This window comes from Paraburkholderia sp. HD33-4, from assembly GCF_021390635.1.
GTDB lineage: Bacteria > Pseudomonadota > Gammaproteobacteria > Burkholderiales > Burkholderiaceae > Paraburkholderia.
Genome location: NZ_JAJEJS010000001.1, coordinates 2,247,009 through 2,273,258 on the forward strand (window position 1 = coordinate 2,247,009; position 26,250 = coordinate 2,273,258).

At 61.6% G+C, this 26,250-nt stretch carries 18 protein-coding genes and 2 pseudogenes; 9 read left to right on the top strand and 11 right to left on the bottom strand.

Features of this window, described 5'->3' with window-relative positions:
• Positions 1 to 24 precede the first annotated feature (24 nt).
• A complete protein-coding gene (locus tag L0U84_RS09925) occupies positions 25 to 2,694 on the top strand; it encodes an ATP-binding cassette domain-containing protein (protein ID WP_233849570.1) in 2,670 nt (889 codons plus the stop codon).
• On the opposite strand, the gene L0U84_RS44185 is transcribed toward L0U84_RS09925, so the two are convergent.
• The 4 genes and pseudogenes from L0U84_RS44185 to L0U84_RS09940 form a co-directional block, all read right to left on the bottom strand.
• Positions 2,679 to 3,101, bottom strand: coding sequence for a KUP/HAK/KT family potassium transporter (locus L0U84_RS44185; protein ID WP_442794031.1), 423 nt, complete (start codon positions 3,099 to 3,101; stop codon positions 2,679 to 2,681). The genes L0U84_RS09925 and L0U84_RS44185 overlap by 16 nt on opposite strands.
• 153 nt (positions 3,102 to 3,254) lie before the next feature.
• Positions 3,255 to 3,326: pseudogene (locus L0U84_RS44190) on the bottom strand (hypothetical protein); the annotation flags it as partial.
• A 112-nt stretch (positions 3,327 to 3,438) separates the two neighbouring features.
• Positions 3,439 to 4,596: pseudogene (locus L0U84_RS09935) on the bottom strand (KUP/HAK/KT family potassium transporter); the annotation flags it as partial.
• An 80-nt stretch (positions 4,597 to 4,676) separates the two neighbouring features.
• Complete coding sequence (locus L0U84_RS09940) at positions 4,677 to 5,981, bottom strand: NRAMP family divalent metal transporter (RefSeq protein ID WP_233849575.1); 1,305 nt, start codon at positions 5,979 to 5,981, stop codon at positions 4,677 to 4,679.
• Between the two features lie 2,818 nt (positions 5,982 to 8,799).
• On the opposite strand from L0U84_RS09940, the gene L0U84_RS09955 reads away from it, so the two are divergent.
• From L0U84_RS09955 to L0U84_RS09965, 3 genes are all read left to right on the top strand, one after another.
• The gene (locus L0U84_RS09955; protein WP_233849577.1) at positions 8,800 to 9,279 is read left to right on the top strand and encodes a hypothetical protein; all 480 of its coding nucleotides are present in this window, start codon (positions 8,800 to 8,802) and stop codon (positions 9,277 to 9,279) included.
• Between the two features lie 397 nt (positions 9,280 to 9,676).
• Positions 9,677 to 10,570, top strand: coding sequence for a DUF72 domain-containing protein (locus tag L0U84_RS09960; protein ID WP_233849579.1), 894 nt, complete (start codon positions 9,677 to 9,679; stop codon positions 10,568 to 10,570).
• A 558-nt stretch (positions 10,571 to 11,128) separates the two neighbouring features.
• Positions 11,129 to 11,734 carry a ParB/Srx family N-terminal domain-containing protein gene (locus L0U84_RS09965; protein ID WP_233849582.1) on the top strand — a complete coding sequence of 202 codons (606 nt, stop codon included), beginning with the start codon at positions 11,129 to 11,131 and terminating at the stop codon, positions 11,732 to 11,734.
• A 162-nt stretch (positions 11,735 to 11,896) separates the two neighbouring features.
• Here the strand turns inward: L0U84_RS09965 and L0U84_RS09970 are convergent, their stop codons facing one another.
• The 7 genes from L0U84_RS09970 to L0U84_RS10000 form a co-directional block, all read right to left on the bottom strand.
• Complete coding sequence (locus L0U84_RS09970) at positions 11,897 to 12,682, bottom strand: SDR family oxidoreductase (RefSeq protein WP_233849584.1); 786 nt, start codon at positions 12,680 to 12,682, stop codon at positions 11,897 to 11,899.
• A 148-nt stretch (positions 12,683 to 12,830) separates the two neighbouring features.
• Positions 12,831 to 14,189, bottom strand: coding sequence for a c-type cytochrome (locus L0U84_RS09975; RefSeq protein ID WP_233849587.1), 1,359 nt, complete (start codon positions 14,187 to 14,189; stop codon positions 12,831 to 12,833).
• Between the two features lie 17 nt (positions 14,190 to 14,206).
• Positions 14,207 to 14,683 carry a hypothetical protein gene (locus tag L0U84_RS09980; protein ID WP_233849589.1) on the bottom strand — a complete coding sequence of 159 codons (477 nt, stop codon included), beginning with the start codon at positions 14,681 to 14,683 and terminating at the stop codon, positions 14,207 to 14,209.
• Complete coding sequence (locus tag L0U84_RS09985) at positions 14,680 to 15,306, bottom strand: cytochrome c oxidase subunit 3 (RefSeq protein WP_233849592.1); 627 nt, start codon at positions 15,304 to 15,306, stop codon at positions 14,680 to 14,682. The genes L0U84_RS09980 and L0U84_RS09985 overlap by 4 nt, the downstream gene beginning before the upstream one ends.
• Before the next feature lies 1 nt (position 15,307).
• Positions 15,308 to 17,311 (bottom strand): cytochrome c oxidase subunit I, encoded by a 2,004-nt coding sequence (gene ctaD / locus L0U84_RS09990; RefSeq protein WP_233849594.1) that lies wholly within the window; start codon positions 17,309 to 17,311, stop codon positions 15,308 to 15,310.
• Between the two features lie 39 nt (positions 17,312 to 17,350).
• Positions 17,351 to 18,445, bottom strand: a complete 1,095-nt coding sequence (coxB, locus tag L0U84_RS09995) for a cytochrome c oxidase subunit II (RefSeq protein WP_233849596.1) — start codon at positions 18,443 to 18,445, stop codon at positions 17,351 to 17,353.
• A gap of 299 nt (positions 18,446 to 18,744) precedes the next feature.
• The gene (locus L0U84_RS10000; protein WP_233849597.1) at positions 18,745 to 20,538 is read right to left on the bottom strand and encodes a thiamine pyrophosphate-requiring protein; all 1,794 of its coding nucleotides are present in this window, start codon (positions 20,536 to 20,538) and stop codon (positions 18,745 to 18,747) included.
• Positions 20,539 to 20,733: 195 nt separating this feature from the next.
• Between L0U84_RS10000 and L0U84_RS10005 the strand changes: the two genes are divergently transcribed.
• The 5 genes from L0U84_RS10005 (at position 20,734) to L0U84_RS10025 (ending at position 26,250) form a co-directional block, all read left to right on the top strand.
• Complete coding sequence (locus L0U84_RS10005) at positions 20,734 to 21,849, top strand: enolase C-terminal domain-like protein (protein WP_233849598.1); 1,116 nt, start codon at positions 20,734 to 20,736, stop codon at positions 21,847 to 21,849.
• Positions 21,850 to 21,935: 86 nt separating this feature from the next.
• On the top strand, positions 21,936 to 22,898 hold the full coding sequence (locus L0U84_RS10010) for a hypothetical protein (protein ID WP_233849599.1): 963 nt from the start codon (positions 21,936 to 21,938) through the stop codon (positions 22,896 to 22,898).
• Positions 22,895 to 23,566 carry a gluconate 2-dehydrogenase subunit 3 family protein gene (locus L0U84_RS10015; protein ID WP_233849600.1) on the top strand — a complete coding sequence of 224 codons (672 nt, stop codon included), beginning with the start codon at positions 22,895 to 22,897 and terminating at the stop codon, positions 23,564 to 23,566. Before L0U84_RS10010 ends, L0U84_RS10015 begins: the two co-directional genes overlap by 4 nt.
• Positions 23,556 to 25,199, top strand: coding sequence for a GMC family oxidoreductase (locus L0U84_RS10020; RefSeq protein WP_233849601.1), 1,644 nt, complete (start codon positions 23,556 to 23,558; stop codon positions 25,197 to 25,199). Before L0U84_RS10015 ends, L0U84_RS10020 begins: the two co-directional genes overlap by 11 nt.
• A gap of 46 nt (positions 25,200 to 25,245) precedes the next feature.
• Positions 25,246 to 26,250, top strand: coding sequence for an SDR family oxidoreductase (locus L0U84_RS10025; RefSeq protein ID WP_233849602.1), 1,005 nt, complete (start codon positions 25,246 to 25,248; stop codon positions 26,248 to 26,250).

A 26,250-nucleotide genomic window follows, 5' to 3' on the forward strand; every position in this document is an offset into this window, starting at 1 on the left:
GCACGCTGACCGCTATCGATTGACATGGGCGCCATCCGCAGCAAAACAGATCAAACGCCTTCCGACGGCGCCACCGGCTTCGTGCGCGTGCGCGGAGCACGCGAGCACAACCTAAAAAACGTCGACGTGCAGATCCCACGCGATGCACTCGTCGTGTTCACGGGCGTGTCAGGCTCGGGCAAATCATCGCTCGCGTTCGGCACGCTCTACGCCGAGGCGCAGCGGCGCTACTTCGAATCGGTCGCGCCGTATGCAAGGCGCCTGATCGAGCAGGTCGGCGTGCCCGAAGTCGACGCGATCGAAGGGCTGCCGCCCGCGGTCGCCTTGCAACAGCAGCGTGGCGCCCCGAGCGCGCGTTCATCGGTGGGCAGCGTGACGACACTGTCCAGCCTGGTGCGCATGCTGTACTCGCGAACCGGTGACTATCCCCCGAAACAGCCGATGCTGTTTGCCGAGGACTTCTCGCCGAACACGGTGCAAGGTGCCTGCCCGACCTGTCACGGGCTGGGCCGCGTGTACGAGGTCAGCGAGAAATCCATGGTGCCCGACGACACGCTCACCATCCGCGAGCGCGCGGTCGCCGCTTGGCCGCCAGCGTGGCACGGACAGAATCTGCGCGACATCCTCGTCACCCTCGGCTACGACGTCGACACACCATGGCGCAATCTACCGAAAAAAGATCGCGAGTGGATCCTTTTCACCGATGAGCAGCCGACCGTCCCCGTCTATGCCGGACTCACGCCGAAGGAGACCCGCGCCGCGCTCAGACGCAAGGACGAGCCAAGCTATCAGGGCACGTTCACGGGCGCGCGCCGCTACGTGCTGCACACCTTTGCGAACACCCAAAGCGCGTTGATGAAAAAACGCGTGTCGCGGTACATGGTCAGCAGCCTTTGCCCGGCTTGCCATGGCAAACGGCTCAAGAAAGAAGCGCTGACGGTGAGATTCGCCGGCTTCGATATCGGCGAGTTTTCCCAGTTGCCGCTCGCGGCGCTCGCCGCGATTCTCGCGCCGATTGCGCGCGGCGAATGGCCCGAGACGGCGGCGACGACGACCGACGAAGGCAGCGTGCTCAGCAGGAGTGCGATGCGCGAGGCCGCCGACAAGCGGGTCGCCGCCGGTGGCTCCGCGCACAAAGCGTCGCCCGATATCCGGCGCACGCCGAACCTGTCCACGGAGAAGCTCGTCGCCGCCCAGCGGATTGCCGCCGAACTGCTCGAACGGCTGACGACGCTCACCGATCTGGGCCTCGGCTACCTTGCGCTGGAACGCAGCACGCCCACGCTGTCGTCGGGCGAATTGCAGCGTTTGCGGCTCGCGACCCAATTGTCGTCGCAGCTATTCGGTGTCGTGTATGTGCTCGACGAACCGTCGGCCGGTTTGCATCCAGCTGATGGTGAAGCGCTTTACAGCGCACTGCAAGCGCTGAAGGCGGCGGGCAACTCGCTGTTCATCGTCGAGCACGACCTGCAGATGATGCGCCACGCCGACTGGCTCGTCGACGTCGGTCCGTTGGCGGGGGAAGCAGGCGGTCATGTGGTCTATAGCGGACCGCCCGAGGGGCTTGCAACGGTCGAGGCATCACAGACACGCCGGTATCTGTTCGCGCGGCTCGCCTCCGTCAATCGCACGCCGCGCGAGCCTGCGGGCTGGCTGCGGCTCGTCAATATCACCCGCAACAATCTGCACGGGGTGAACGTCGCATTGCCGCTCGGCTGCCTGAGCACCGTGACGGGCGTGTCGGGTTCGGGCAAATCGAGCCTCGTGAGCCAGGCGCTGACCGAACTGGTCGCGAGCCGCCTGGGACGGATCATCGAAAGCCCGGACGATGAAGACGAGGACCCGCTGCTCGCCACCGTGACGGCGCCGACGAGCGGCCATATCGCCGAGGGCATGGACGCGCTCCGGCGGCTCGTACGCGTCGATCAGAAGCCGATCGGGCGTACACCGCGCTCTAACCTCGCCACCTATACGGGCCTTTTCGACCACGTGCGCAGGCTGTTCGCGGACACACCCGGCGCAAGCAAGCGCCGCTACAGCGCAGGGCGCTTCTCGTTCAACGTCGCACAAGGTCGCTGCCCGACCTGCGAAGGCGAAGGGTTCGTCAGCGTGGAACTGCTATTTCTGCCGAGCGTCTATGCACCCTGCTCGACCTGTCACGGCACCCGCTACAACACATCGACGCTGGAGATCACGTGGCGCGATAAAAACATCGCGGAGGTACTTGGGCTGACTGTCGACGCCGCATGCGATTTCTTTGCCGACGAAGCAGGCGTGATGCGTGCGCTCACCGCACTGCGCGACATCGGCCTCGGCTATCTGCGGCTCGGTCAGCCAGCCACCGAGCTATCGGGCGGCGAAGCGCAGCGCATCAAGCTCGCGACCGAACTGCAACGCGCGCAGCGCGGGGAGACGTTGTACATCCTCGACGAACCGACTACCGGCCTACACCCCGCGGACGTCGACCGGCTGATGTTGCAGTTGCAGGCACTTGTCGACGCGGGCAATACGGTAGTGGTAGTCGAGCACGATATGCGGGTAGCCGCCCAAAGCGACTGGATTATCGACGTTGGGCCAGGAGCCGGCGACGCCGGCGGGGAGATCGTGGCGAGCGGCAAGCCCGCCGAAGTAGCGCGCGAAAAGGAAAGCCGCACTGCCCCGTATTTGCGGCAACACATTCAAAGCGCGATCTGAACACCTAGTTCTACGACATCTTCCGGCCGAAGCCCGTAGTATTCAGCGCTGGTGGCTGAATGGAACGACATTTGTCCAAACAACGCTTCGCGCCAACGCATCAACGCACCATGCGAACAACCCTTGACGACTTCATCTCGTGGCAAAAAGAAGGTCGTATGCGCGGGGTCATAGTTCCAGTTCCCCAACCGTCCACTCAGTGATTCGAGGAGCGCGGGCAAATTCATGCGTTCGACAAATCCGTGGTGCGCAATGATCTCGTGGCAACCGTTGCCGAGATCACGAATTTCAATGCGGGTTCGTTCCTCGATGCGAGGCGCCGACTCCGACAGGTTCGCAAAGAAAATCGCCGTCTCGTGCAACACCCCGTTGTGCCGGATATTGCTTTTAAGTGCTGCCGGCGTCATACCTGCCCCGTTTCCCGGGTAGACGGCCGTTCCCCGTACTCGCGCAAGGCGATCCCCGCTGTTGAGCGCATCACGCAGAAACCCATCCAGCGGCTCCGTACGGTCGGCGTGAATCGCCGCGAGCTCGCGCCCGCGATTCCACGTCGACATCAGCACGAAGAGGAGCAGACCCACCGTGACCGGGAACCAGCCGCCAGAAGGAATCTTTGGAATATTCGCGGCCACCAAAGTAAGGTCGACCGCAAACAATGGTGCGCTGACGAGCGCGACGCACCACGCGGACCAGTCCCCACACGTTGCGCGACACGCTGACCATCTGGATAGTCGTGATCAGCATCGTAAGTCCAACTGCAATGCCATAGGCCGAAGTCAGCCTCGCCGAACTTCGAAAGACCAGCACCAGGAACAACACCGACATGAAGAGGATCGCGTTGACGGCGGGCGAATAGACCTGTCCCCGTTGCTCTTTCGATGTCTCGATGACCCGCACGCGGGGTAGAAAGCCGAGTTCGATCGACTGGCTCGTCATTGAAAACGCCCCCGAGATGACCGCTTGCGAAGCGATGATGGTCGCGAGTATGGCGATCACGACGCCGGGGATGAGCGCCCACGAAGGCAGCGCCCGGAAGAACGGCTGTTGATACGAGCCGGGGTCGAACAGCAGCGTGGCTGCCTGGCCGAAATACCCGGTGATGATGGACGGAAACACGATCGTGACAAGTGCAACGCGGATCGCGCGACGTCCAAATTGCCCGATATCCGCGTAAAGTGCTTCCGCGCCAGTAAGCGCGAGAATGACCGCGCCCAGAATCGTGAATGTCGTGGCTGGATGAGCGACAGCCAGCGAAACCGCCCACCACGGCGAAAGCGCCTTCAATACCTGTGGGTGCTGTGCAATCCGGTACAGTCCGACGGCTGTTAGCGAGGCGAACCATACCGCCATCACGGGTCCGAACATACGCCCGACCACCTTGCTGCCGCTTCGCTGGAAAGCAAACAGCGCAATCAGGATCGCCGCGGTGGCGGGCACGACCCAAGGTCTGAACACGGGACTGATTTCCGTCAACCCCTCGACCGCCGACAGCACCGACACGGCCGGCGTAATCATCGAGTCGCCATAGAACATGGCGGCTCCGAAGAGCCCGGCCAGAAGCAAGGTGCGCGGCACCTGTCGATTATCCCTTTCATATCCTGAGCGGACGAGCGCCGTCAGAGCGATGATTCCGCCCTCGCCCTCATTGTCGGCGCGCATCACGTACAACGCGTACTTGAACATCACGACGATCACGATGGCCCATACGATCATCGAAAGCACACCCATGACGAGTTGTACATCTACCGGGCCTGTGTCGACCACAGCCTGTCGTAACGCGTAAATCGGACTCGTGCCGATATCGCCGAACACGACGCCCAGCGCGCCGAGTACCACCGCCCCACGGCCGGAGTCGTTGGGCGTTGCTGACGCATGGGGACGATCAATTCGCTGTTTGAGCATTTGAAATGCCGATGTCGTGCGCTGTTCGGCCTAGCAATTCATGTTCCAGTCGTAACGACATGCGCTTTCAGGGTTCGCGGTCAGGATCGCCATTCGAGCACGAACAGCGAGGCTAGCGCAGCTCCGGCGCAGGCGGTCGCCAGCCAGCAAAGACCCCGAAGAACCCAATGGGCGCTCAGATCGCCGACTGCTGAGCGCTTCGTGCTCAGCAGCACCAGCATGAACATCACGGGCGTCGCTGTCGATCCGTTCACCACCGCGCCCCAGTACAGGACATGCAGCGGTTCGACCCGCGCGCAAACCAGCGCCACACCGAGCACACCGCCGAGCACCATCACAGCCAACAGTGCGAGTAAGACCCGACGGTTTGTGAGCGACTTGTCCCTCGTTCCAAAGACGCCTGCCGCTGCGTGCGCGGCCGAACCCGCAAGCGGCGGCAGCGCAAGCAGCGCAGTGCCGATGAATGCAAGCGCAAGAAGCTGCGATGCATAGCCGTGAGCAACAGGCTCCAGTACATACGCAGCGTCCTGCATATGGGCGAGATCATGCCCGTACGCATAGAACGTCGCGGCTGTCGCAGCGATGATAAAAAATCCGACCAAGTTCGATAAGGCGGTCCGGATCAACGTATCCTTCTGCGTCTCGCGAAACCGCTGTTCGAGCAGGCGGTTTTGCTTCGGTGATCGCTCGTGTGCTGGATCGGTCCGCGATTCTTCGACCTGTTGCGTCGCCTGTGAAAAGAGCAGATACGGGCTGATGGTGGTTCCGAGTATCGCGAGCAGCATCGAAAAGTAGTGGTCCGTCCAGCGCAGATGTGGCACGAGTGATCTCAGCATCAGCGTCTGCCACGATACGTGCGTCACGATCACCACGCCGACGTAAGCGAACAGCGTGAGAGTCAGCCACTTCACGACCTTTGCATAGCGTTCGTACGGCACAGTGAACTGCAAGACAATGGACAGCATCGTCGCCAAAGCGGCGAACACCGGCACGGAACCGTGCCACAGAAGATTCGCCGCCACACCCATTGCAACCGTGTCCGCGGCGATATTGAAAACATTGGCAATCAGAAAACGTGTAACAGCCAGATAGAAGAAAATGCGCGGATAGTGCTCACGCATGTTGGTCGTCAGACCATTACCCGTGAGCATCCCGATTCGGGAAGCGACAAGCTGAAAAGCGACCATCGATGGATAAGACAGCACGCACAGCCAAAGCAGGTCATAGCCGAATTGCGCACCGGCAAGCGAGTAGGTTGCAATGCCGCTCGGGTCGTTGTCGCTCGCCGACGTTACCAGTCCCGGCCCAAGATCCGCCGCCCATGAATGCGCGGGCGCTTCGTCCGGGGCTTTGGGGTCCTGCTTGTCTCGCGCGGTCGTCGACATGGTCCATTCAGCGCGCTCTACGCATCCCCCCAGTGACACCATTGGAAATCCGATCATGCCTTCAATCTCGGCATAAGCCATGCCTGCTGGAACGGGCAATGCACTTCATCGGCTTGCTGGGTTGACTAAGCAAAAGTGATTCCAGATCGGTTGAGAAGGGGCGAGTGTCAGCGTGCGGTCGTGATGTGCGCATTGACCTTGATCGGCGGACCTTTGTCGTCCAATGGAGGTAACGGCTCGAAGCGGCTGATGACATCCGGCTGGAACAAGGCAGTACGTCGATCCGTCATACTGGAAGTAGCCGAGTTCATCGCCTTTGCCGACGTGCTGTCCTGCCAGGCGCGGAGCTTGCGACCGATCTGATTTTTCTTGACGAAGCCATTGCCTTGAGCGCGGGCCGTCGAACGTTGAACCGCTCACGCCTCCCTCACTATCGAAAGCCACTAGACACGGTTACGTGGTCCAACTACGCCCAACAGCATCAGCAGAAACGCACACGGCTGCGGGATGCCGTCCCGCAAGGTGACTGAGAAGTCCTTCGCTCCGCGCTACCGCCAAAGGCTCGGTCTCCCCACCCGCGTTACACGTCATCAAGCGTCCATGACTTCACCTTCTCGATGGTAGCGTACAACTTTAAAAGGTTGCTTTTTTCCAAAGCGTTGAGAGAACTGGTCAAGTTTGAGTACTCAAACGTCAGGAAATCGTCACCAATGTCCGGCAACAGGCTTCGCCGGCGGGTAAGCGGTTGTTCTATCCTGACGATGCTCACTCGAGCGAAAGATTGAGCAGTAAGCGTTGGGCACGCTAGATCTGCGCCCGTTAATCTAGCCTTCAGGTTCGAAGAATACTATCTGGGCAACGGCAAAGGCTTGCGTGTGTCCAACGCGTGTCGCTTCCATGGTAATCAGGACGTCATCTTTGAGAAGGATATGGTGGTCAAGCGCAGCGAGCGCGTGAAGTCCCGCAAGCCACATGATCGCGTCGCCGAGCCACTTGTGGATCGGCGAGCCACGGGGCCTGCATCGAGTGTCCGCCACAGCAAGCAAGGCTTTGTGCGGTTGGGGGCGGGTATGCTTTCAGTTCGCCAAGCCTGGACGACCCTTGCCGTGGCTCACGATCGCGGAAGGTCCATGGCGGTTTCCCGAAAGTACTTCGGTAAGCTGCACCGACAATGATGCGCCCTGGCATCCCGATTGCTCTCGGATCTGCAAAATCGGGCACTTCTCGACGGACGGAGGTGATCAAGCGGATGATGATGACAAACGTCAAAACTGGGCTTGAAATGATGAAGAGCCCATATACGTGCCTTACGGTGGAGGCCGCGATTGCGCATCTCGAGCGCATCTTGTCAGCTGATGGTGCAGAATCACTTTTCAGCCAAACCTACTGGCGAGCACGTGTTGAGCAGGTGAGCGCTACGCCGGGCCTAACCCCGGAGCAGCGAGCAAGGCTCGCGAAACTCCTTGCATCTATCCCCCGCCTGAGGGCAAAGCCGAGCTTTTGAACGATTCCGGCTAAGAACGCGGACAATCGGCCAGGAAGGGGCGGTCGTCTGCCTCGTCGCTCGGCCATCCTAGTGTCGGTTCCATAACCACATCGCGGACGTTCGACCCTAGTGGTGTGAGCCGGTGTCTGGCTAATCCGACCGTTCGAGTTGTCTCCGTTTCAGCCGTTTCGCAACGACTCGTTTGGCGCGTCGCGAACAAGTGTTCAGAATCAACGAACTCTCGGCACGATCGCAAGCAGGCGTTCAGCGTTATTAGCCAGGGCACGATCGATCAGCAAGGTGATATCCCCGGCGGCGCGGGTTAGCGGTAGAGAGTCAATGGGCGCTTGCCGCCGCGCACCCGGGACAGACTTGCACGCTCACCGATTGTCACTGTTTTGCGCCCTCGAAAAAAGTGGGCCTCTTTGCAGCGACCCAAATGCGTGGACTTTCAACACCAGGCACGCAATCTTAAGGAAAGTTTAAGGATGCTCCGATGTCGCGTCGATGTGCGCCACCGTATGGAGAGGGGCATGCCACCATTTGGGCGCACGACATCAGGCGCGGACGCAGTCTAGCTAGCTGCTTCTGTGCGGTCTCATCTGACCCGCTGATGATCAGTCGATGGGCCGCTTTTCGCAACTGACGGGTGGTCCCAATGTCGTAGTCAGTGCCTCGACGAACGCCGCTTCCTGGCACTGTGCGTTAGTCCAACGAATACCATTTCCTTAGACAGTGCAGGGAAACGGAATTCGCTGGACTGCAGCGATTTTGAAATCAACGGCTGGCAAGCTGGTCCCGGCTGATCCGCGACCAGAACTCCTCGCGCAGATTTGCGCAGGCTAAGGGACTGCGGAGCGTTCGCGGTACGGACGCCGGGCTCGTGCTGGCGGCTTTGGAACTCAAAATGAATATGATTACTGCTACAGGCCGCCTGGATTACCCGGATGACAGCTTCCTCCACGCAGGCATGGCACTTGCGCAATGAATGACACCGTCAAGGGCTAGGGAGACCACATGCACACCCGAGGTGGTAACGCAGTTACACCCAGTTCTACCACCGACGAATGCTGGTCCGTAACCGTGACGCTGGGGACACGCCTCCGGGCCAGCCCCACGGACGTGCGGAGGACCGTTGGAGACGACCAACGGCGACCGTCGGCAGGTAAATTTTGCGTTGAGGCAGCGCGGTAATACTCGATAGTTAGGATGACTACCCATCATCTTGTGCCGCTGGTTGCCGTTTGTCACAATTCCGGCGTTTTCGTCGAACTCTAACGTTAGTGCGGGCAGCACTGCCCGCGATAGTGCCATTTCCCAGGGAGGAAAACCATGAAGAAGATTGTCGCAACTCTCGCATCCGTACTGCTCGTTTCCACGGCGCTCGCACAAACCGCGACGCCATCGGAAGCCGACAAGGCTCAGATGAAGGCAAACAGCGAGAAGAGTGAAGCGCAGGCAACCGCTAACAAGAAGAAGGCGGAAGCCCAGACAGACGCCGACAAGGCTCAGGCCTCAGCGAACGAAGACAAGGCTTCGGCTCAGGCGGACGCAGACAAGAAAGCTGCGAAGATGGAAAAGGCAACGACGCCGAGGGAAGCGTCCGACGCACGCGCAGATGCAGCGCGGGCGCAAGCCAAGGCCGACAGGAAGAAGCACGATGCGCAGGCTAAGGCCGACAAGAAAAAACTCGACGCCGCCAACGACGCGAACGTCGCTCAGGCCAAGGCCAACAAGGACAAGGTCGAGGCGCAAAACGACGCAAACAAGAAAGCCGCCGATGAAAAAATCGACACCGCCAAAAAGCAGTAACCCGGACGGCGATGGCTCGCCCGATGCCCAACTTCCGGTCGCGCTTGGTCGTGACTCGGGAACGGTAAAGCGACACTCTCTTGCCTGGCAAGTCGGCCCACACTGAACCGTAGCATACGGCGCCCTCGCCATAAATGTCCGTCGGGTCCCACGAGGCAGCCGAAAGCCAGCTTAGGGTCGAGGTTGGCATTAGGGGCCTCCGGAGCGGTTACTCGTTCGGCGCAACAAATACCGTAGGAAGAAGATTAGGCTGGACGCATATCGCAGGACATCGACGACAAATCGCAATCGCATCAAGATTGAGTCAGGACTGACCGGTGTGCCACGGAGTCCCTACTCGATTGGCAAACTTTACTATGACGAAGGTCCCGCAAGAGCAGCTGACGGAAGAGTCGCCGTGAAAATACTTTGCGGGTCCGCTGGCTGGACCGACAAAACGCTCATCGCTTGCAAGCGATTCTATCCGGCTGATTGTAGAACCGCCGAAGCACGGTTACGTTTCTACGCGTCCAAGTTTCCCCTGGTCGAGGTCGATTCAAGCTACTACGGAATGCCTTCAGCATCGAACTCGGCATTGTGGGTAGACCGTACTCCTTCCGACTTCACGTTCGACATCAAGGCGTTTCGGCTGCTGACAGGCCATCAGACCGTGCGGGAGTCCCTACCGAAGGACATCGCGATGGCAATTCCGGGGACCGGAAAAAAGAACCTTTATTACCGCGACATTCCAGCAGAAGTCCTCGATGAACTGTGGCGGCGTTATCGCGAAGCGCTTGAACCGTTACGGAACGCCGGCAAACTTGGCGCCGTCCTATTCCAGTTTGCTCCGTGGCTGATGCGCGGCCCCAAAGGAAACGCTCATGTCGAAGAGTGCGCGGACCGGATGCAGGATTACACCGTCGCGGTCGAGTTTCGCAACCGATCGTGGCTCAATGACAGGCACGCCTTCGACACACTGGAGTTGCTGCGGCGACGTAAGCTTGTCCACGTCATTATGGACGCTCCGGAAACGGTTACCAACCGTGCGCACACCTTGTGGGAAGTGACCAATCCTGACCTCGCGTTTGTACGGCTGCATGGGCGCGATGCGGAAAAGTGGAGCGCAACCGGTGCGGCGACTGCCGCGGGACGCTTTGACTATGATTACAGCGATGACGAACTCGCACAGATAACCGGGCCTATCCGCGATGTCGCCAGACGGGCGGCGAAGACCCACGTCATTTTCAATAACTGCCGCGAAGACCAGGGTCAGCGAAACGCGCGCACCCTGATGGAGATACTCGGAGAATGATTTCGCCGGTCTTGTAGAGCTTAAAAATCACCAGCCTTCAATGACCGCCAATTGACCTTGGCAGCCAGCGAGTCAGTGGTGAATATGACGTGTGGGGCGCCTTGTGAGGGTAACCTTTCCGCGACAGAGTAAAGCCGTTTATAGCCGCCTCGAACCGTGCGGATTGCGTGCTCGTCACCTGCACTCCGCTCAAGCTAGAAGTGCTGCTGCTCGAGTACGTCACGTGTGACAGTACACTCGACTCGGTTACCTCTCCGACTAACTGAACAGGCAACGCTCCCGCGCCCTGAAGGTCCGTCGAAGGTCCTCCCAGCTCCGCATGGACCAGGTCTTCTCCTCCCGTGTCGATAGACTCCCAGACGGGACAGCGTTGTTTGTTTGGCAGAGGTCACATTTCCGCCCGTTTCCAGGAACACGACATGCGTCTTGGAAAAGGTAGGAACTTTTCACCCTGCAGAGCAATGCTGCACATGTGCCAGAGCATCGTGGTTCCCCTGATCTCGCGAAGTTTCTGCTCGAACAGTTCAGCCGCGCTCAAGACGAAAACGGGAGGAAAAATTGAAAACGGTGGCCATAAAAGACATTCGCCCGACTCAGCTCACACACGGTCTTCGCGAGATACTCGTAAAGGTGCAGTTCTATGAGTCGCTGACTGGTCACGACCTGGAAATGGCGATCGCTGAAAAGCCGGTGCCGGTAGTACTCGGGCCACGCGGCGCGCCGTTCGCGATTGACCATCATCACGTGGCGACCGCCTTGTGGCGCGTAGGAATAAAGGCGATGCCCGCTGTACTGATGGCCGACTTGACTCGACTGTCGTATCAGGAGTTCTGGTTGACAATGGACGACCATCGTTGGACTTACCCATACAACGCCAAGGGGCAGCGCAAGAGTTTCGCGGATATGCCCGAGCATGTGTGGGAACTGGAAGACGATGCATACCGCAGCCTTGCAGCGTCAGTGCGCGACGCTGGCGGCTACGAAAAAACCACTGTTCCGCTCGAGGAGTTCAGGTGGGCTGACCTCTTCCGTACGTGCCTGCCCTATCCGCAAAGCGAAGACGAATTCCTGACCATCCAGCGGCGGGCGATCAAGCTCGCCAGGAGCAAAGCGGCAGCCGGATTACCAGGATTCGTTGGCAAAATGCCGAGCCAGGGACTCTGATATCAGCGACCCCGATGAGAGAACCCTGCCGGTCCGGGTAGCGACCTCCTTGCGGTCGCCATTCTGTGGTCCTCGAGTCAAGCGCAACGACAGCCGCCTCGACACCGCCCCGCACATCGGCCTGCCACTGTTTGTCACGCTGAAAACGCCATCGCATCCGCGCTAGCCAACCAGCAACGATTGCCCACCATCGATCCAAACTGGCGTGCCGGTAATAAACCGCGCACGATCGGACGCAAGAAACACCACCATCTCGGCGATATCATCGCCGCTGCCCGCCCTACCGTCGGTGAGCGGGATCTTTCCTTGCGGATACTCGGCCGGCTCCGACGCCTCATCGCTCGATCGCGCTTGTGTGTTCGCGTCGATTTCGGTGTCGATCTTGCCGGGACAGATTATGTTCACGCGAATCCGGTGCTTCGCAAGTTCGAGCGCGGCCATCTGGCCGAGCGCCAGCAGGCCCGCCTTGGTCGTCGAATAAGCGGAGGCCCCGCCATGGCTGAACATTCGGGTGCCATTGATCGACGAAATGATGACGATTGACCCGCCGCCAGCACGCTTCAGATGCGGCACGGTTAGATGCAGCGTCAGATACGCGCCACGCAGATTCGTGTTGATCGTGTTGTCCCACTCGGCCGGCTTCAGTTCGTCGATCGGCGCCCAGACGCCATTGATGCCCGCGTTCGCGATGACGATGTCCAGTGATCCCGCCTGAGAAAGCGCGCGATCGAGTTCCTGCCCGAATCCGAATTCGTCGCGTATGTCGGCAGTGAAGCCAAACGCCGTACCACCACGCTGGACGATTTCGTCGACGGTCGCCCTCGTTTCGTCGTCTTTGTGCGCGTGCACGATCACTTGGGCACCCGCAGCCGCGAGATGCAACGCGCTCGCCTTGCCAATGCCGGAGCCCGCGCCCGTGACGAGCGCAGTCCTGTTTTGCAGGTCCATTCTCCTCCTCCGCTGAAAAGTCGGGTCAAGGGTGTGGTGCGATTTGATCGCCTTTTCTCCCCTGTCCGTCGCCGTACAGTTCCGTGATCCATCATGGAGCAAGCCCCAGACCCGCAAGAATCCGAACGGAAATTCGTGCTTCCCGTTTCTATTTGCCTAGTGATCGCCTGACACTAGCCACATCGCGTGTCGTAACAGGCGCTGCCGTGTTGCCCCATGCGTTGCGTACAAAGGTCAGCACGTGTGCCATTTCGGCATCGGTCAGATCGCCCGCGAAAGACGGCATTTTCTTCGGCTGCGGGCCGGATTCCGTAAGCGGTGCTTCGCCGCCCTCGACCAGCAGCCTGACGAGCGAGTCGGTATTCGCGCTCAACACCGCTGGATTGCCCGCGATACGCGGATACCTGAACGCTTCGCCGGATCCATCTGCGTGGTGGCAGCGGGCGCAGAATCCCCAATAAATGCCGGCGCCAGGCAGCTCGATTTCTCCCGAAGCGATCGCGCGCACCATCTGCGTCGCGGTGCGTCCATCGCCGTAGTGTCCGGACGGCTCACGCGCAGGCAGACTCTTCAGATAGCGTGCTATCGCCTGCAAATCATCGTCGGACAGATACTGGGTGCTGTCCTCGACGACCTGAACCATGCTGCCGAACGTCACCAGTCCGCCGCCATGTCCGCGCTTCAGGAAAGCGGCAATCTCGTCCTCTGAAAGGCGGCCAAGGCCCGACGCGTTGTCGGCGCTCAGATTCGGCGCGAACCAGTGATCGTTCTCGCCGCCCGTCAGGTACAGACGCGAATGCTCGCTGTAACCGCGTTCCTCATAAGCGGGCCCGCGCGGCGTATGACACGCTCCACAGTGCCCGAGCGATTGCACCAGATAAGCACCCCGATTCCATTGGGCGCTGCGCCCCGACTCCGGGACGAACCTGTGGTCAGGTGCAAACGTCAGACTCCATAGGCCCAGCGCCCAGCGTTGATTGAATGGAAACGGCAACGCCGTATGCGGCGGCACTTGCGCAACAGGCGCGACGCCGTGCATGAAATATGCGTAGAGCGCGTGCATATCGTCGTCGCTGATCTTCGCGAACGATGGGTAAGGCATCGCAGGGTAGAGCCGCCGGTTGCCGGGTGCCACGCCGTCTCGCACGGCCCGCTGGAAATCGTCGTAACTGTAGCGTCCGATGCCTCCAACGGGATCGGGAGTAATGTTCGACGACCAGATCGTGCCGAACGGCGAATTGATCGCGAGGCCACCCGCGAGTGGCGCCGACGGGTGCAACGGTTCCTTGCCCGACGCTCCGCCCGGCGGCGCCGTATGGCAGCCGGCGCAATCGGCGGCTTTGGCGAGATACTCGCCTTTGGCGATCAGCACCGTCTGCTCGCGATCGGGAGGGACGCCGGGTGTTTGCGCATTCGCATTAGCGGTAGCATTCGCACGGCGCGGAGTTTCACCTGCTGCAACGAACAGCACACCTGCAACGGCAGCGATGCCAATGGCGATAATCATTCGCTGGTTCATTGTCGTCACCATCGCCCACACCACGACACCATCGCCACCGCGATCGAGGTGACGATCAGTCCGAACATGAAAATCGCACTGGACAGCACGCCGATTCGCGCGAGAAACGCTTCGAGTTCGGCAACCCGGTGCGCGCGACCTTGCAACGACTGCTGCAATTGCGCGCGTGTAAAAGCAACGGTCCTCCACGCGACCACAATTCCCGCGACGCCCACAACGAAACAAACGGCACTCAAGGCGATCAGCGCAGTGATTACCCACGACGGCGGCGTCACCGGATGATTCGGATCGGAAAGCGCGCAGGACTGCGCGGTCAGCACTTCTCCGATGAGCATTTGCGCAAACCATGCAAGCGGCGTCGCGAGGGTGGCAATCAACAACCGCCACACGTGAAAGCGCGGCGCCTGGTTGCGGTCGGTATTTTCCGTGCGATGTCCGTGATCGCCGCCGTTGCGACGTGCCTGGGTCGGAGTGCCGCTCATGCTCGCCCCCTCAACAGATAAGGCGATAGATAGAGCGTGGTGAAAATGAAAAGCCAGACGAGATCGACGAAGTGCCAGTACAGTCCACCAATCGTCAGCGCGAGGCAGCGTTTCTCGTCGAAGTAGCCGAGTGCAGTCCACAGCAGCAGCAGCGCCAGCACCACCAGACCGACGATCACATGCGCCATGTGAAAGCCCGTTATCGTGAAGTACAGCGATCCGTACAGATGCGTGGTCGGTCCATACGGATGATTGCGCCACTCCTTGAGTTGAATGCCGACGAAGGTCACGCCGAGCACTAGCGCGATGCTCATCGATATCACGGCCCAGTGAATGCGCCGCCGCTTTACGCAGCGTTCGCATAACCAGACGAAGACACTGCTCGACAGCAGGATCGCCGTGTTGGCGCCGCCGAGTCCCAGCTTCGGCAGGCCTTCCGGTGGCCACATGTTGCCGCTTTGCGATGCCAGATACAGATATGAAAAGATCAGATATCCGAACAACGAGCCTTCCGTGACGATCAACGCGAGGCAGCCGAACCAGCCGCCCGAGCGCTGCCCTGCACTGCCCACTGGCAGGCGCGCCGGACCGCTATAAATCTCGCCTCGCAACGCGTCGCTCATGTCAGCTCCCGGCGTCCTGCACATGCTGCGGTTCGCGCTGGATCAGGCTGCGTTCGGGCCATAGCCAGACGATGATCGCCGCCGCACAGCCGACCAGCATCGACGCCGCGAACCACCATTCGAGCAACGCGAGTCCCGCGAAAAACAGCGTCGCGAACACGCTCAGTACAAAGGGCGTACACGTGTCTTCCGGCATCTTCAGGATCACATCGGGTTGCGCTTCCATGATCGTCGTTCCGAGTGCCTCCCTGCCCTGATCGAGTATCAGGCCCTCCTGTAGCGACGATCGCGCCTCATGCTGCTCCTGAGGTTCGCCCCGCCCTTCCCACAGCGGATGCCGGCTTGCGATGGTTGGCACAACCGCGAAGTTGTAAGGAGGAGGTGGTGACGTCGTCGACCATTCGAGCGTGCCGGCGTCCCACGGGTTGGAACCCGCAGGGGCGCCATGCCGCACGCTGTACAGCAGATCGCATAGGAAGATCAGGATACCTATAGCCAGCACGAACGAACCCGCGGACGTAATCAGGTTCACCGTGCTCCAGCCCATATCGGGCGCATACGTGTAGATGCGGCGCGGCATGCCGAGCAGTCCCGCAATGTGCATCGGAAAGAACGCCACGTTGAAACCGGTGAACATCACCCAGAAAGCGAGTTTGCCGATCCGCTCGCTCATCATGCGTCCGGTGATCTTTGGAAACCAGAAGTACACGCCGCCGATGACCGGGAACACGTTGATGCCAAGCAACACGTAGTGCAGATGCGCGACGACAAAATACGTATCGGTCAGTTGCCAGTCGAACGGCACAGCAGCGGTCATCACGCCCGACACGCCGCCGATCACGAACAGCAGCACGAAGCCCGCCAAGAAATAGAACGGCACGCGGAATATGGGCCGCCCGCACCAGATTGTCGCGATCCACGCGAACGTGGCGATGGCGCTCGGTATGGAAATCGCCATGCTGGCGGCGCCGAACAGCGACAGCGCGAGCGCAGGCAAGCCTGTCGCGAACATGTGATGGATCCACACGACGAAGCCGATCAGCATCGTCGCGACGGTCGACAATGCAACCGGTCCATAGCCGACCAACGGCCTGCGGCAAAACACCGGAAGTGCGTCGGAAACGATGCCCATTGCTGGCAACACGACGACATAAACCCAGGGATGGGCAAAGATCCAGAACAGGTGTTGCCACATCAACGCGCGGCCACCGTTCAGCACGTCGAAGAAATGCGTGCCCACGCGACGGTCCATCCACAGCATCAGAAACGCGAGACTCACGGACGGCACCGCGACGAGATTTCCGCAGGACGCGGTCATCGTGCCCCAGACGAGCACCGGGATGCGGTCGAGCGACATGCCAGGTGCGCGCATGCGCAACAACGTCACGACAAAGTTGACCGCGCCGACCGTCGTCGAAATGCCGAGCAGGACCATGCCGAGCGCGTATACGTCAATATTCGGGCCGGTGTCGTATTGAAGGCTCGACAACGGAACATAGTTGAACCAGCCAGCGTTCGGGGCCTCACCGAGCGGAAAACTGGCATAGAGGAAGATCGCGGCAAACAGAAAGATCCAGTACGAGAACGCGTTCAGACGCGGAAACGCCATGTCGCGCGCACCGAGTATCAGTGGCCAGAGATAGTTCGAGAAACCCGACAGCACAGGTAACGCATACAGGAAGATCATCGTCACGCCATGCATCGTGAACAACTGGTTGTATTGCTCGGGTGTCAGCAGCGTGGCGTTCGGTTGTGCGAGTTGCACGCGCATGATCAACGCCTCGACGCCGCCCGCGATCAGGAAGATGAATGCCGTGACCAGATAGCGCAGACCGATGCGTTTATGATCGACCGTCGAGAGCCAGCCGCGCCAGCCGGGCGGCGTTTCCCATAGCTCGCGCAACTGCTTTTCGGCTGTGCTGTCGCGTGGGATTTCGCCCCACTCCAGGGGCCGGTCCAATCGCAACCGCTCCGGAGTCGAAGGAGGTGTCGTGGTGTCGGTCATCGGCAGGTGTGTCGCTTGAGTGTCACATGATCGGAGGAGTCAATGCAGCGTCGCGAGATAGGCGGTTAGCGCCGCCGTCTCGTTCGTCGTCAGCACGATGTCTGGCATCAGCGAATCGGGCTTGATCTGCTGTGCGTGACGAATCCAGTCGAGTTGATGCTCGGGCGTGTTCGTCAGCGCTCCCGCTGCAATCATCCGTCGCGAATCGAGATGAGTGAGATCGGGTGCCTGCGTGCCGTCGGCCGAGGTGCCACGTACCGTGTGGCAGCCCGCGCAATGCGACTCAAAGACCTGAGCGCCATGCGTGATGGCCGCGCTGTCTGAGCCGGCTTCTGCAGCGGCTTCCGGTGTGGTGGACTTCGCTTGCGCGGCGCGCCATGCATCGAAAGCCGCGCGGTTCTGCGCGATCACCTCGAGTGCCATATGCGCGTGCTGCGCGCCGCAAAACTGCGAGCATTGCCCGCGATAGACGCCGGCTGCGTCTGCCTGAATCCATTGTTCGTTGATCTGCCCGGGAATTGTCTGCGTTTTGCCCGCGAGTTGCGGTACCCAGAACGCGTGAATGACGTCGGCGCTCTTGAGCACGACTTTCACCGGCTCGCCGACCGGAATGTGAATCTCGTTAGCTGTGACGAACGCCGGGCCGCCATCTGCATCGCCGTACTCAATCTTCCACCACCAGTCATACGCCGTGACGGTCAGGACCACCGAGGGCGCACGCGGCGGTGCCGCGACGGATTCGAGCGTAACCAGGGTGTACGCAAGTGCCGCGATCAGGCAGATCGACGAGATCGCGGTGCCCATATAGACCCAGCGCAACGCGCCCTTTTCGTCCTTTTCGCCTGTCACGAGGCTCGCGGCGTGCTCGCTGTGACGGCGTCGCGTAATAGCCATGCCTAGCAGCACCGCGACGATCACGATTACAGCCATCGATAAGGCGGCGAGCGCCCAGCCGAGATGCATCGTGGGCCCGGCGGCAGGGCCCGCCGCATGCAGGAAATAATTGAGTGGCGCACCTTGCGAGTCGGCGTGAACGATGCTCAAACCGGCCGGCAGCGCAATGGAAAGAGTAAGCGTACCGCGATCGCGTATAACTCTTCCGGCCTGACCCGCGGCAAGCGGCCTGTGTTGCATCGGCGTGCTCCTGGTTGCGTTGCTTGCGCGTCGGCAAGCCGGGCTTCCGTCCTCTCGTAGCAAGACACCTCGAAGCAAGAATTGCGCGCGCTCACGGGTTGATCCGGGAAGGCTCCGTTGAAGGTGGGGTTCACAACGTGTTTGCCTTTGAGTCGCAGCCAGACGTGGCTGTCGCTTACGGTCAGCGTCTGGTTCCGGGGACCGCTCCGTCTGCACGCTCAGTGAACGCTCGCCCGGCTGTAGGTTTTACTCACAATGTGATATTTACAAAAATCTTCTCGCAGAGCCGCATCGCGTGTTCAACCTTTTCCGTTGGGAATGACCGCCCCCAGCACCTGCCGCGCGGTATTTGCAATCACGCTGCCCTCCTTCGGATCGCCTTCCATCAACGTGCGCGCAAATGCTTTGGCCTGGGCGAGCGTCACATGCGGCGGCAACGGCGGGACTTCCGGGTCGGTTTTCACCTCGAGCACGACGGGCCGCCGCGCGGCCAGCGCAGCCTCCCACGCGTCCGGCAACTGCTCCGCCTTGTCGACATAGATCCCGGTAAGCCCCACCAATTCCGCGAACCGGTGATAAGGCACGTTCGGAAGCTGCTGCGAAGCGTTGAACTTCGGGTCGCCTTCCATCACCCGTTGCTCCCACGTCACCTGGTTCAGGTCCTCGTTGTTCAGCACCATGCAGATCCAGCGAGGATCGGCCCACTGCTGCCAGTATTTGGCCACCGTGATCAGTTCGGCCATATTGTTCATCTGCATGGCGCCGTCGCCGACCATCGCGATCACGGGGCGGCCCGGATAGGCAAACTTGGCCGCGATCGCATACGGAACCGCAGCGCCCATCGAGGCGAGACCGCCCGATAGCGACGCCATCATGCCGCGGCGGATTTTCAGGTCGCGCGCGTACCAGTTGGCGCACGAGCCCGAATCGCTCGTCAGAATGACCTGATCGGGCAGACGCGGCGACAATTCGGTGAACGCAAGCTGAGGGTTGACGCCATTTGTCGCGGGCGCGTGGGCTCGTTCGTCGAGCGTTTCCCACCAGCGCGACGTCCAGCGCTCGATGCGGCCTCGCCACGCGTTGCTCTCCTTCTGCTTCAGCAAAGGCAGCAGTGCGCGCAACGTCTGCGCGCTGTCACCGACCAGATTGACTTCCATCGGATAACGCAGGCTCAGCATGTCCGCCTTGATGTCGATCTGCACGCCTCGCGCGTCGCCCTCTTTCGGCAGAAATTCGGAGTATGGAAAGCCTGAGCCGATCATCAGCAGCGTGTCGCACGACGTCATCAGTTCATAGCTGGGTTTCGTCCCCAGCAGACCGATGGACCCCGTCACCCATGGCAGGTCGTCCGGCAGCGCGGCCTTGCCGAGCAGCGCCTTGGCCACGCCGGCGCCAAGCCGGTTCGCCACTTCGATCACTTCGTCGGTGGCCTGCAATGCGCCCGCGCCCACCAGCATCGCGACCTTGTGTCCCGCATTCAGAACGTCGGCAGCCCGTTGCAGGTCCTCCTGCATGGGGACGATCTTCGGCCGCGAATAGCCGATGCCGGAATGCGCCGTGCCGTGCTTGCGCGCGGGCGGCTCGTATTCGAGATCCTGCAGATCGTTTGGCAGGATCAGTGCCGTCACGCGCCGCTCCGCCAACGCAATCCGTATTGCGCGATCGACGAGGTGGCGCACCTGCGCGGGCACACTGGCCTGCTGAACGAACGCGCCTGCCACGTCCTTGAACATCGCCGCGAGATCGAGTTCCTGCTGATAGTGCGCACCCAATGCCGCCCTCGCCTGCTGCCCGACGATCGCCAGCACGGGCATGTGGTCCATCCTCGCGTCGTAAAGGCCCGTAATCAGATGCGACGCGCCAGGCCCGGACGTCGCGATGCAGACGCCAAGCTCGCCGGTGAACTTCGCATGCGCGCTCGCCATGAAGGCCGCCATCTCCTCGTGCCGCGCCTGCACGAATTCGATCTTTCCTTCCGCACGGTTCAACGCGCCGAATACGCCGTTGATGCCGTCCCCTGGATAGCCAAACATCCGCTTCACGCCCCAGCGATGCAGTCTGTCCACGATAAAGTCGCCCACCGTCGTCGCCATGAGAGTCTCCTGCAAAAAGAAATGACCTGCGATGCAGAAGCAATTAGCAAGAGTCGCGCCCCGTCTCGCTGAAATCCCGCCGTAAGGCATAGCGCTTGCTGCGGCGGTCGTTAGCAGAACAAACCGGATAACCAATCAACCTCGCGATCATGCCGACGCGCGACGACCATGCAAAACGACGCAGTCCCCCACTCGATGTCCGATCGTTTCACCGCTGCTCCGATCACGGCAATCACGGCGCACGCGTATACGATTCCGACCGACGCGCCAGAGGCGGACGGCACCTTCGAATGGAACGCGACGACGCTCGTGGTGACTGAGGTCGAGGCGGCCGGAATCCGCGGCCTCGGATACACCTACAGCGATGCTTGTGTGGCGATGCTGATCCGGAACACGCTGGCGGAGGTGCTGCTTGGCGAAGAAGCGTCCGCGCTCCCGTATCTGTGGCGAAAGATGCAGCGCCGCGTACGCAATCTCGGTCGGGAAGGCATCGCGGCTACCGCGATTTCAGCGCTGGACTGCGCGTTGTGGGATCTGCACGCCAAACGCCTCGACATTCCTCTCGTCAAGCTGCTGGGTCGGTCGCGCGAACGGGTGCCGGTGTACGGCAGTGGTGGCTTCACCACGTATACCGACGCGCAGATGACCGCGCAGCTGAGCGGCTGGGTGCAGAACGACGGATGCCGCTGGGTCAAGATCAAGATCGGCAGCGACGCAGCGCGCGATCCGTCGCGCGTGCGTTGCGCGCGTAGCGCAATCGGTCCGGACGCGGGTCTTTTCGTCGATGCGAACGGCGCGTTCGACATCACGTCCGCGCAACGCTTCGCCGAAGAGTTCGCGAGCGAAGGCGTGCAATGGTTCGAAGAGCCTGTGAGCTCCGACGACCTCACAGGCTTGTCCGTGATCCGAAGCCGTGCGCCTGCCGCGATGGATATCGCCGCGGGCGAATATGGCTACACCACGGACTACTTCAGACGCATGCTCGAACGAGGTGCGGTGGACGTGCTGCAGGCCGATGCGAGCCGTTGCGGTGGCATCACGGGATTCATCGCAGCCGCGCAACTGGCGTCCGCCTTTCACATCCCGCTCTCTGCGCATTGCGCGCCCGCGCTGCATCTGCACGTGGCCGCTGCGGTGCCTGGCCTGCGTCATCAGGAGTGGTTTCACGACCACGTGCGCATCGAGTCGATGCTGTTCGACGGTGCGCCGCGCGCCATGCAAGGCAGCATCGCGCCGGACCTGTCCCGCTCTGGCTGCGGCCTCGACTTCAAGCGCGAAGACGCGAAACGCTTTGCGACCGGTGTGCCATGAGAAAACGTTGACCCGCAACGCGAAATGGCCCCACTGCCCCATCGGCCGTTTGCTGACAAAGTCATTGATAAACCGATCCGCTGACGATGAAACAAACAACCTTATATATGCTTGTCGCGCTGTGCGCGGCTTCCGGTGCCGCCGCGCTGGCGGCGACGAGGAACCGTGGCGGGGACCGCGAAGGCGCATGGCCACGCGCACGCGCGCCCTTCGCGCTACCGACGATGCCTTCAGCGGAGCACGAACACATCAAGGCCGCGCGCGGCTTCAGCCACAGCTCGGCACTGCTCGCTTTTTCCGCACTGGCCGATAGCGCGGTCGAGCACTATCGAGGCTCGTTCGACAACAACGCCATGTACGCGCCGCTCGCCGCCGCGACCGGCGCGCTGCTCGCGGGTCTGCATGGCGGCGTGGACAGAACCGAGGCCTCCCATTCGGTCCGGCATGCGGTCTATCTCGCGGCCGTAACGACCGGCGTGGCGGGTACCGCATTCCATCTGTACAACGTCACCAAACGTCCGGGCGGATGGAGCTGGCACAACCTGTTTTACGGCGCGCCACTGGGCGCACCACTGACACTGCTGTTGTCTGGCGCGCTTGGCGCGGTCGGCGAACGGCTGCGCAACGAGCCTGCCGAAGATCCACAACTGTTCGGCATGCCAGCGGGGAGAGCGCTTGCGCTCGCGACGAGCATCGGCCTCGCGGGCACGGTCGCCGAGGTCGCGCTGCTTCATTTTCGCGGCGCGTTCCAGCACCGTGCGATGTACGTGCCCGTCACAGTTCCGCCGGTCGCGGCGGTGCTGCTTACCCACGCTGCGCTGAGTGCGCCGCAGTCGCGCTGGTTCACCCGCGTCTGGTTACGCATGACGGCGACGCTCGGATTGGTGGGTTCGCTGTTCCATGCGCGCGGTGTCGCACGCAGCCAGGGCGGCTGGCGCAACTGGTCGCAAAACGTGCTCGCCGGGCCACCGTTACCCGCTCCGCCGGGTTTCACCGCGCTAGCGATGGCCGGTCTCGCTGCACTACGCATGAGGGAGACCGAAAAGTGAACCGCGGCCATTTTGTTCCTGCTTATCCGGACTACGACGTTCTCGACAAACGCGATACGCCGTCATGGGACGATGCGACGCGTACCGTTATCGACGATCGCATCGGCACTCCCGACGCGCCCGCATGGTGCGATCCCGCTGAATGGCGCACGCTGCATGCGCTGTGCGATGCCATCGTCCCACAACCGGCAGGCCGGCCGTGCGTGCCGCTTGCCGCGCTGGTGGACCGTAAGATCGCGAAAGGCCGAAGCGATGGCTATCGCAATGCGCAGATGCCACCGTTGCAGCAAGCCTGGCGCATCGGTTTCGCCGCGCTCGACGACGAAAGTCTGCGTCACTATCGTGCCGGATTCGCAGACCTGGACGAGCGTGGGCGCATCAGCCTCATTCACGCGATGCAGCACGGAACGCTGACTCGCGACGCGTGGCAGGGAATGCGTTGCGACCTGTTCTTCAGGGAGCGGGTGCTGCACGACATCTGCACGACCTACTATTCGCATCCATCGACGTGGAGCGAGATCGGCTTCGGCGGCCCCGCGAATCCGCGTGGTTACGTGCGCATGTACTTCAACCGTCGCGACCCGTGGGAAGCCGTCGAGGCGGCACACGACGAAGCCGCTCAGAAACCTGGATCACAGAAGACTCGGGAGACAAAGCGTGCTCGATGACGCCCTTCGCCATCCCCGCGGCAAGGATGGCCGCGCACCGGACGTCTTCACGCGCGGCGGCTGGCTGCCAATGCACGAGTATCCGCGCCATGAGGAAGTCGACTTCGCGATCGTCGGCACGGGAGCGGGCGGCGGCACGCTCGCCTGCCGGCTTGCCGAACAGGGATTCAAGGTGGTCGCCTTCGATGCGGGCGCATGGTGGCGGCCGCTCGAAGAGTTCGCCTCGGACGAAACGCATCAGTCGAAGCTGTACTGGACCGACGAGCGGATCGTCGACGGCGACGATCCGCTCGTGCTCGGCGCGAACAACAGCGGCAAGGCGGTCGGCGGCAGCACCGTGCACTTCGCGATGGTGTCGCTGCGCTTCAGGCCAGAATGGTTCAAGGCGCGCACGTTGCTCGGCTACGGCGCGGACTGGCCGCTCGACTGGCGGGAAATGTGGCACTACTACGCTTACGTCGAAGACGCGTTGAAGATCGCCGGGCCGGTCAGCTATCCGTGGGGCCCGAAACGGCCACGCTACCCGTATCGCGCGCATGAGATGAATGCTGCCGCGCTGGTGCTCGCAAAAGGGGCGGAGGCGCTGGGCATCGCGTGGAGCCCGACGCCGCTCGCCACCGTGTCGGCGCCGCGTGGCAATGCGCATCCGTGTGTCTATCGTGGCTTCTGCGTGTCAGGCTGCGCGACCAACGCGAAACAGAGTGCACTCGTCACGTGGATTCCGCGTGCCGTCAGAGCAGGTGCCGAGATTCGCGACCTCGCGATGGTCGGCCGCATCGACGTGAACCCGGCGGGACGTGCCACCGGGGTCGAGTATCTGCGCGAAGGCCAGTGGCAATTCCAGCGCGCGCGTCATGTGGTCGTCGCGGGCTATGCGATCGAAACGCCGCGTCTGCTGCTGATGTCAGCCAATGCGCAGTTTCCGTACGGTCTCGCCAATAGGTCGGGTCTCGTCGGCAAGAACCTGATGGTGCAGTCGAATCAGGCGGTGTGGGGTGCAATGGAGGACGAGATACGCTGGTATAAGGGGCCGCCGTCACTGTCCATCACTGAACACTGGAACTACACAGACAAGGGCAAGGACTTCTTCGGCGGCTACGCGTATATGAGCCAGGGGCCACTGCCGGTGGTATGGGCGCAGACACAACTGGGACGTGGCCTGTGGGGCCAGCCGCTGCTCGACGAAATGCAGATGTACAACCATCAGGCCGGGCTCAAGATCGTCGGTGAAACGCTGCCGCAGGAACGCAACCGCGTGACGCTCGCCGATGAGAAGGATCAGTACGGCTTGCCGATCGCGCGGGTGAGCTGGAGCTATTGCGACAACGACCGGCGGCTGATCTCACACAGCCTGGCGTTCATGACGCGGGCGCTCGAAGCGGCCGGCGCGACACGGATCTGGGCCCAGCACGACGATACCTGCCATCTGAACGGCACAGCCCGCATGGGCGACGATCCGCATACGAGCGTCGTCAATGCGGATTGCCGCAGCTGGGATATTCCGAACCTATGGATCTGCGACGGTTCGGTGTTTCCGACCGTAGGCGGCGTGAATCCGTCGCTGACCATTCAGGCGATCGCCTGTCGCACGGCGGACAGGATTGCCGCGCTGGCATCGCGGAGCGAACTTTAGACGGATGCTCGCGCGCCGCCGCGTGAACACCAGGGAGACATAAGCCATGAAGAAGAGCCACATACCGCAAACGGTCGTGATCACCGGTGCGACGGCTGGCCTGGGTCGCGCGACCGCGCTCGAATTCGCACGACATGGCGCCGACGTAGCACTGCTCGCGCGCGACGTCGATGCACTTCAGCAAACCGCCCAGGAAGTTCGCGCCGCTGGCGTACGCGTGCTGTCGATCCAGGTCGATGTGAGCGACGCCGAAGCCGTCGATGCCGCCGCGGCGTCCGTCGAGTCGCGCCTCGGACCCATCGACGTCTGGGTCAACAATGCGATGGTGACGGTGTTTGCCCCCGTCGATGCGCTTTCGCACAGGGATTTTGCGCGGGTGACAGACGTCACGTATCACGGTTTCGTCTGGGGCACGATGGCAGCGTTGAAACACATGCTCGAACGCGACCGCGGCGTGATCGTTCAGGTGGGTTCCGCCCTCGCCTATCGGTCGATTCCGCTGCAATCCGCGTATTGCGGCGCCAAGCACGCGATACGCGGCTTCACGGACGCATTGCGCTGTGAGCTGCATCATCGCCACAGCCGTGTGCGCGTCACGATGGTGCAGATGCCCGCGTTGAACACGCCTCAGTTCGAGTGGGCTGAAAACGGCATGCCGCATGCGCCGCGTCCCGTCGCGCCGATCTTTCAGCCGGAAGTCGCAGCGCGGGCGGTCTATTGGGCGGCGACGCACAGACGCCGCGAAGTGTGGGTCGGCGCGTCGTCGATCAAGGCGATCGTGGCCAATCAGTGGATACCGGGTTGGCTTGACCATTATCTCGGCCGTACTGGTGTCGATGCCCAGCAGGACGAAACCGTAGCCCGCGGAGCGCGGCGCGCGTCGAACCTGTGGGAGCCTGTCACGGCTCTTCATCGCGTACATGGCCGGTTCGACGCGCAGGCGTCGTCGTCCAGTCCCGCGCTCTGGCTGGACACGCATCGAGGTTTCGCGATGCTCGCCATCGCGACGCTGGCCACGCTGTGTGTGGGCGTGCTGCGCCGCCGGATCTGA

What these genes read in the sequence shown, in the direction of transcription:
- L0U84_RS09925 (WP_233849570.1), top strand. Translation starts at nt 25, where the DNA reads ATGGGCGCCATCCGCAGCAAAACAGATCAAACGCCTTCCGACGGCGCC.
- L0U84_RS44185 (WP_442794031.1), bottom strand. Translation starts at nt 3,101, where the DNA reads ATGACGCCGGCAGCACTTAAAAGCAATATCCGGCACAACGGGGTGTTG.
- L0U84_RS09940 (WP_233849575.1), bottom strand. Translation starts at nt 5,981, where the DNA reads ATGTCGACGACCGCGCGAGACAAGCAGGACCCCAAAGCCCCGGACGAA.
- L0U84_RS09955 (WP_233849577.1), top strand. Translation starts at nt 8,800, where the DNA reads ATGAAGAAGATTGTCGCAACTCTCGCATCCGTACTGCTCGTTTCCACG.
- L0U84_RS09970 (WP_233849584.1), bottom strand. Translation starts at nt 12,682, where the DNA reads ATGGACCTGCAAAACAGGACTGCGCTCGTCACGGGCGCGGGCTCCGGC.
- L0U84_RS09975 (WP_233849587.1), bottom strand. Translation starts at nt 14,189, where the DNA reads ATGATTATCGCCATTGGCATCGCTGCCGTTGCAGGTGTGCTGTTCGTT.
- L0U84_RS09980 (WP_233849589.1), bottom strand. Translation starts at nt 14,683, where the DNA reads ATGAGCGGCACTCCGACCCAGGCACGTCGCAACGGCGGCGATCACGGA.
- L0U84_RS09985 (WP_233849592.1), bottom strand. Translation starts at nt 15,306, where the DNA reads ATGAGCGACGCGTTGCGAGGCGAGATTTATAGCGGTCCGGCGCGCCTG.
- ctaD (WP_233849594.1), bottom strand. Translation starts at nt 17,311, where the DNA reads ATGACCGACACCACGACACCTCCTTCGACTCCGGAGCGGTTGCGATTG.
- coxB (WP_233849596.1), bottom strand. Translation starts at nt 18,445, where the DNA reads ATGCAACACAGGCCGCTTGCCGCGGGTCAGGCCGGAAGAGTTATACGC.
- L0U84_RS10000 (WP_233849597.1), bottom strand. Translation starts at nt 20,538, where the DNA reads ATGGCGACGACGGTGGGCGACTTTATCGTGGACAGACTGCATCGCTGG.
- L0U84_RS10005 (WP_233849598.1), top strand. Translation starts at nt 20,734, where the DNA reads ATGTCCGATCGTTTCACCGCTGCTCCGATCACGGCAATCACGGCGCAC.
- L0U84_RS10010 (WP_233849599.1), top strand. Translation starts at nt 21,936, where the DNA reads ATGAAACAAACAACCTTATATATGCTTGTCGCGCTGTGCGCGGCTTCC.
- L0U84_RS10025 (WP_233849602.1), top strand. Translation starts at nt 25,246, where the DNA reads ATGAAGAAGAGCCACATACCGCAAACGGTCGTGATCACCGGTGCGACG.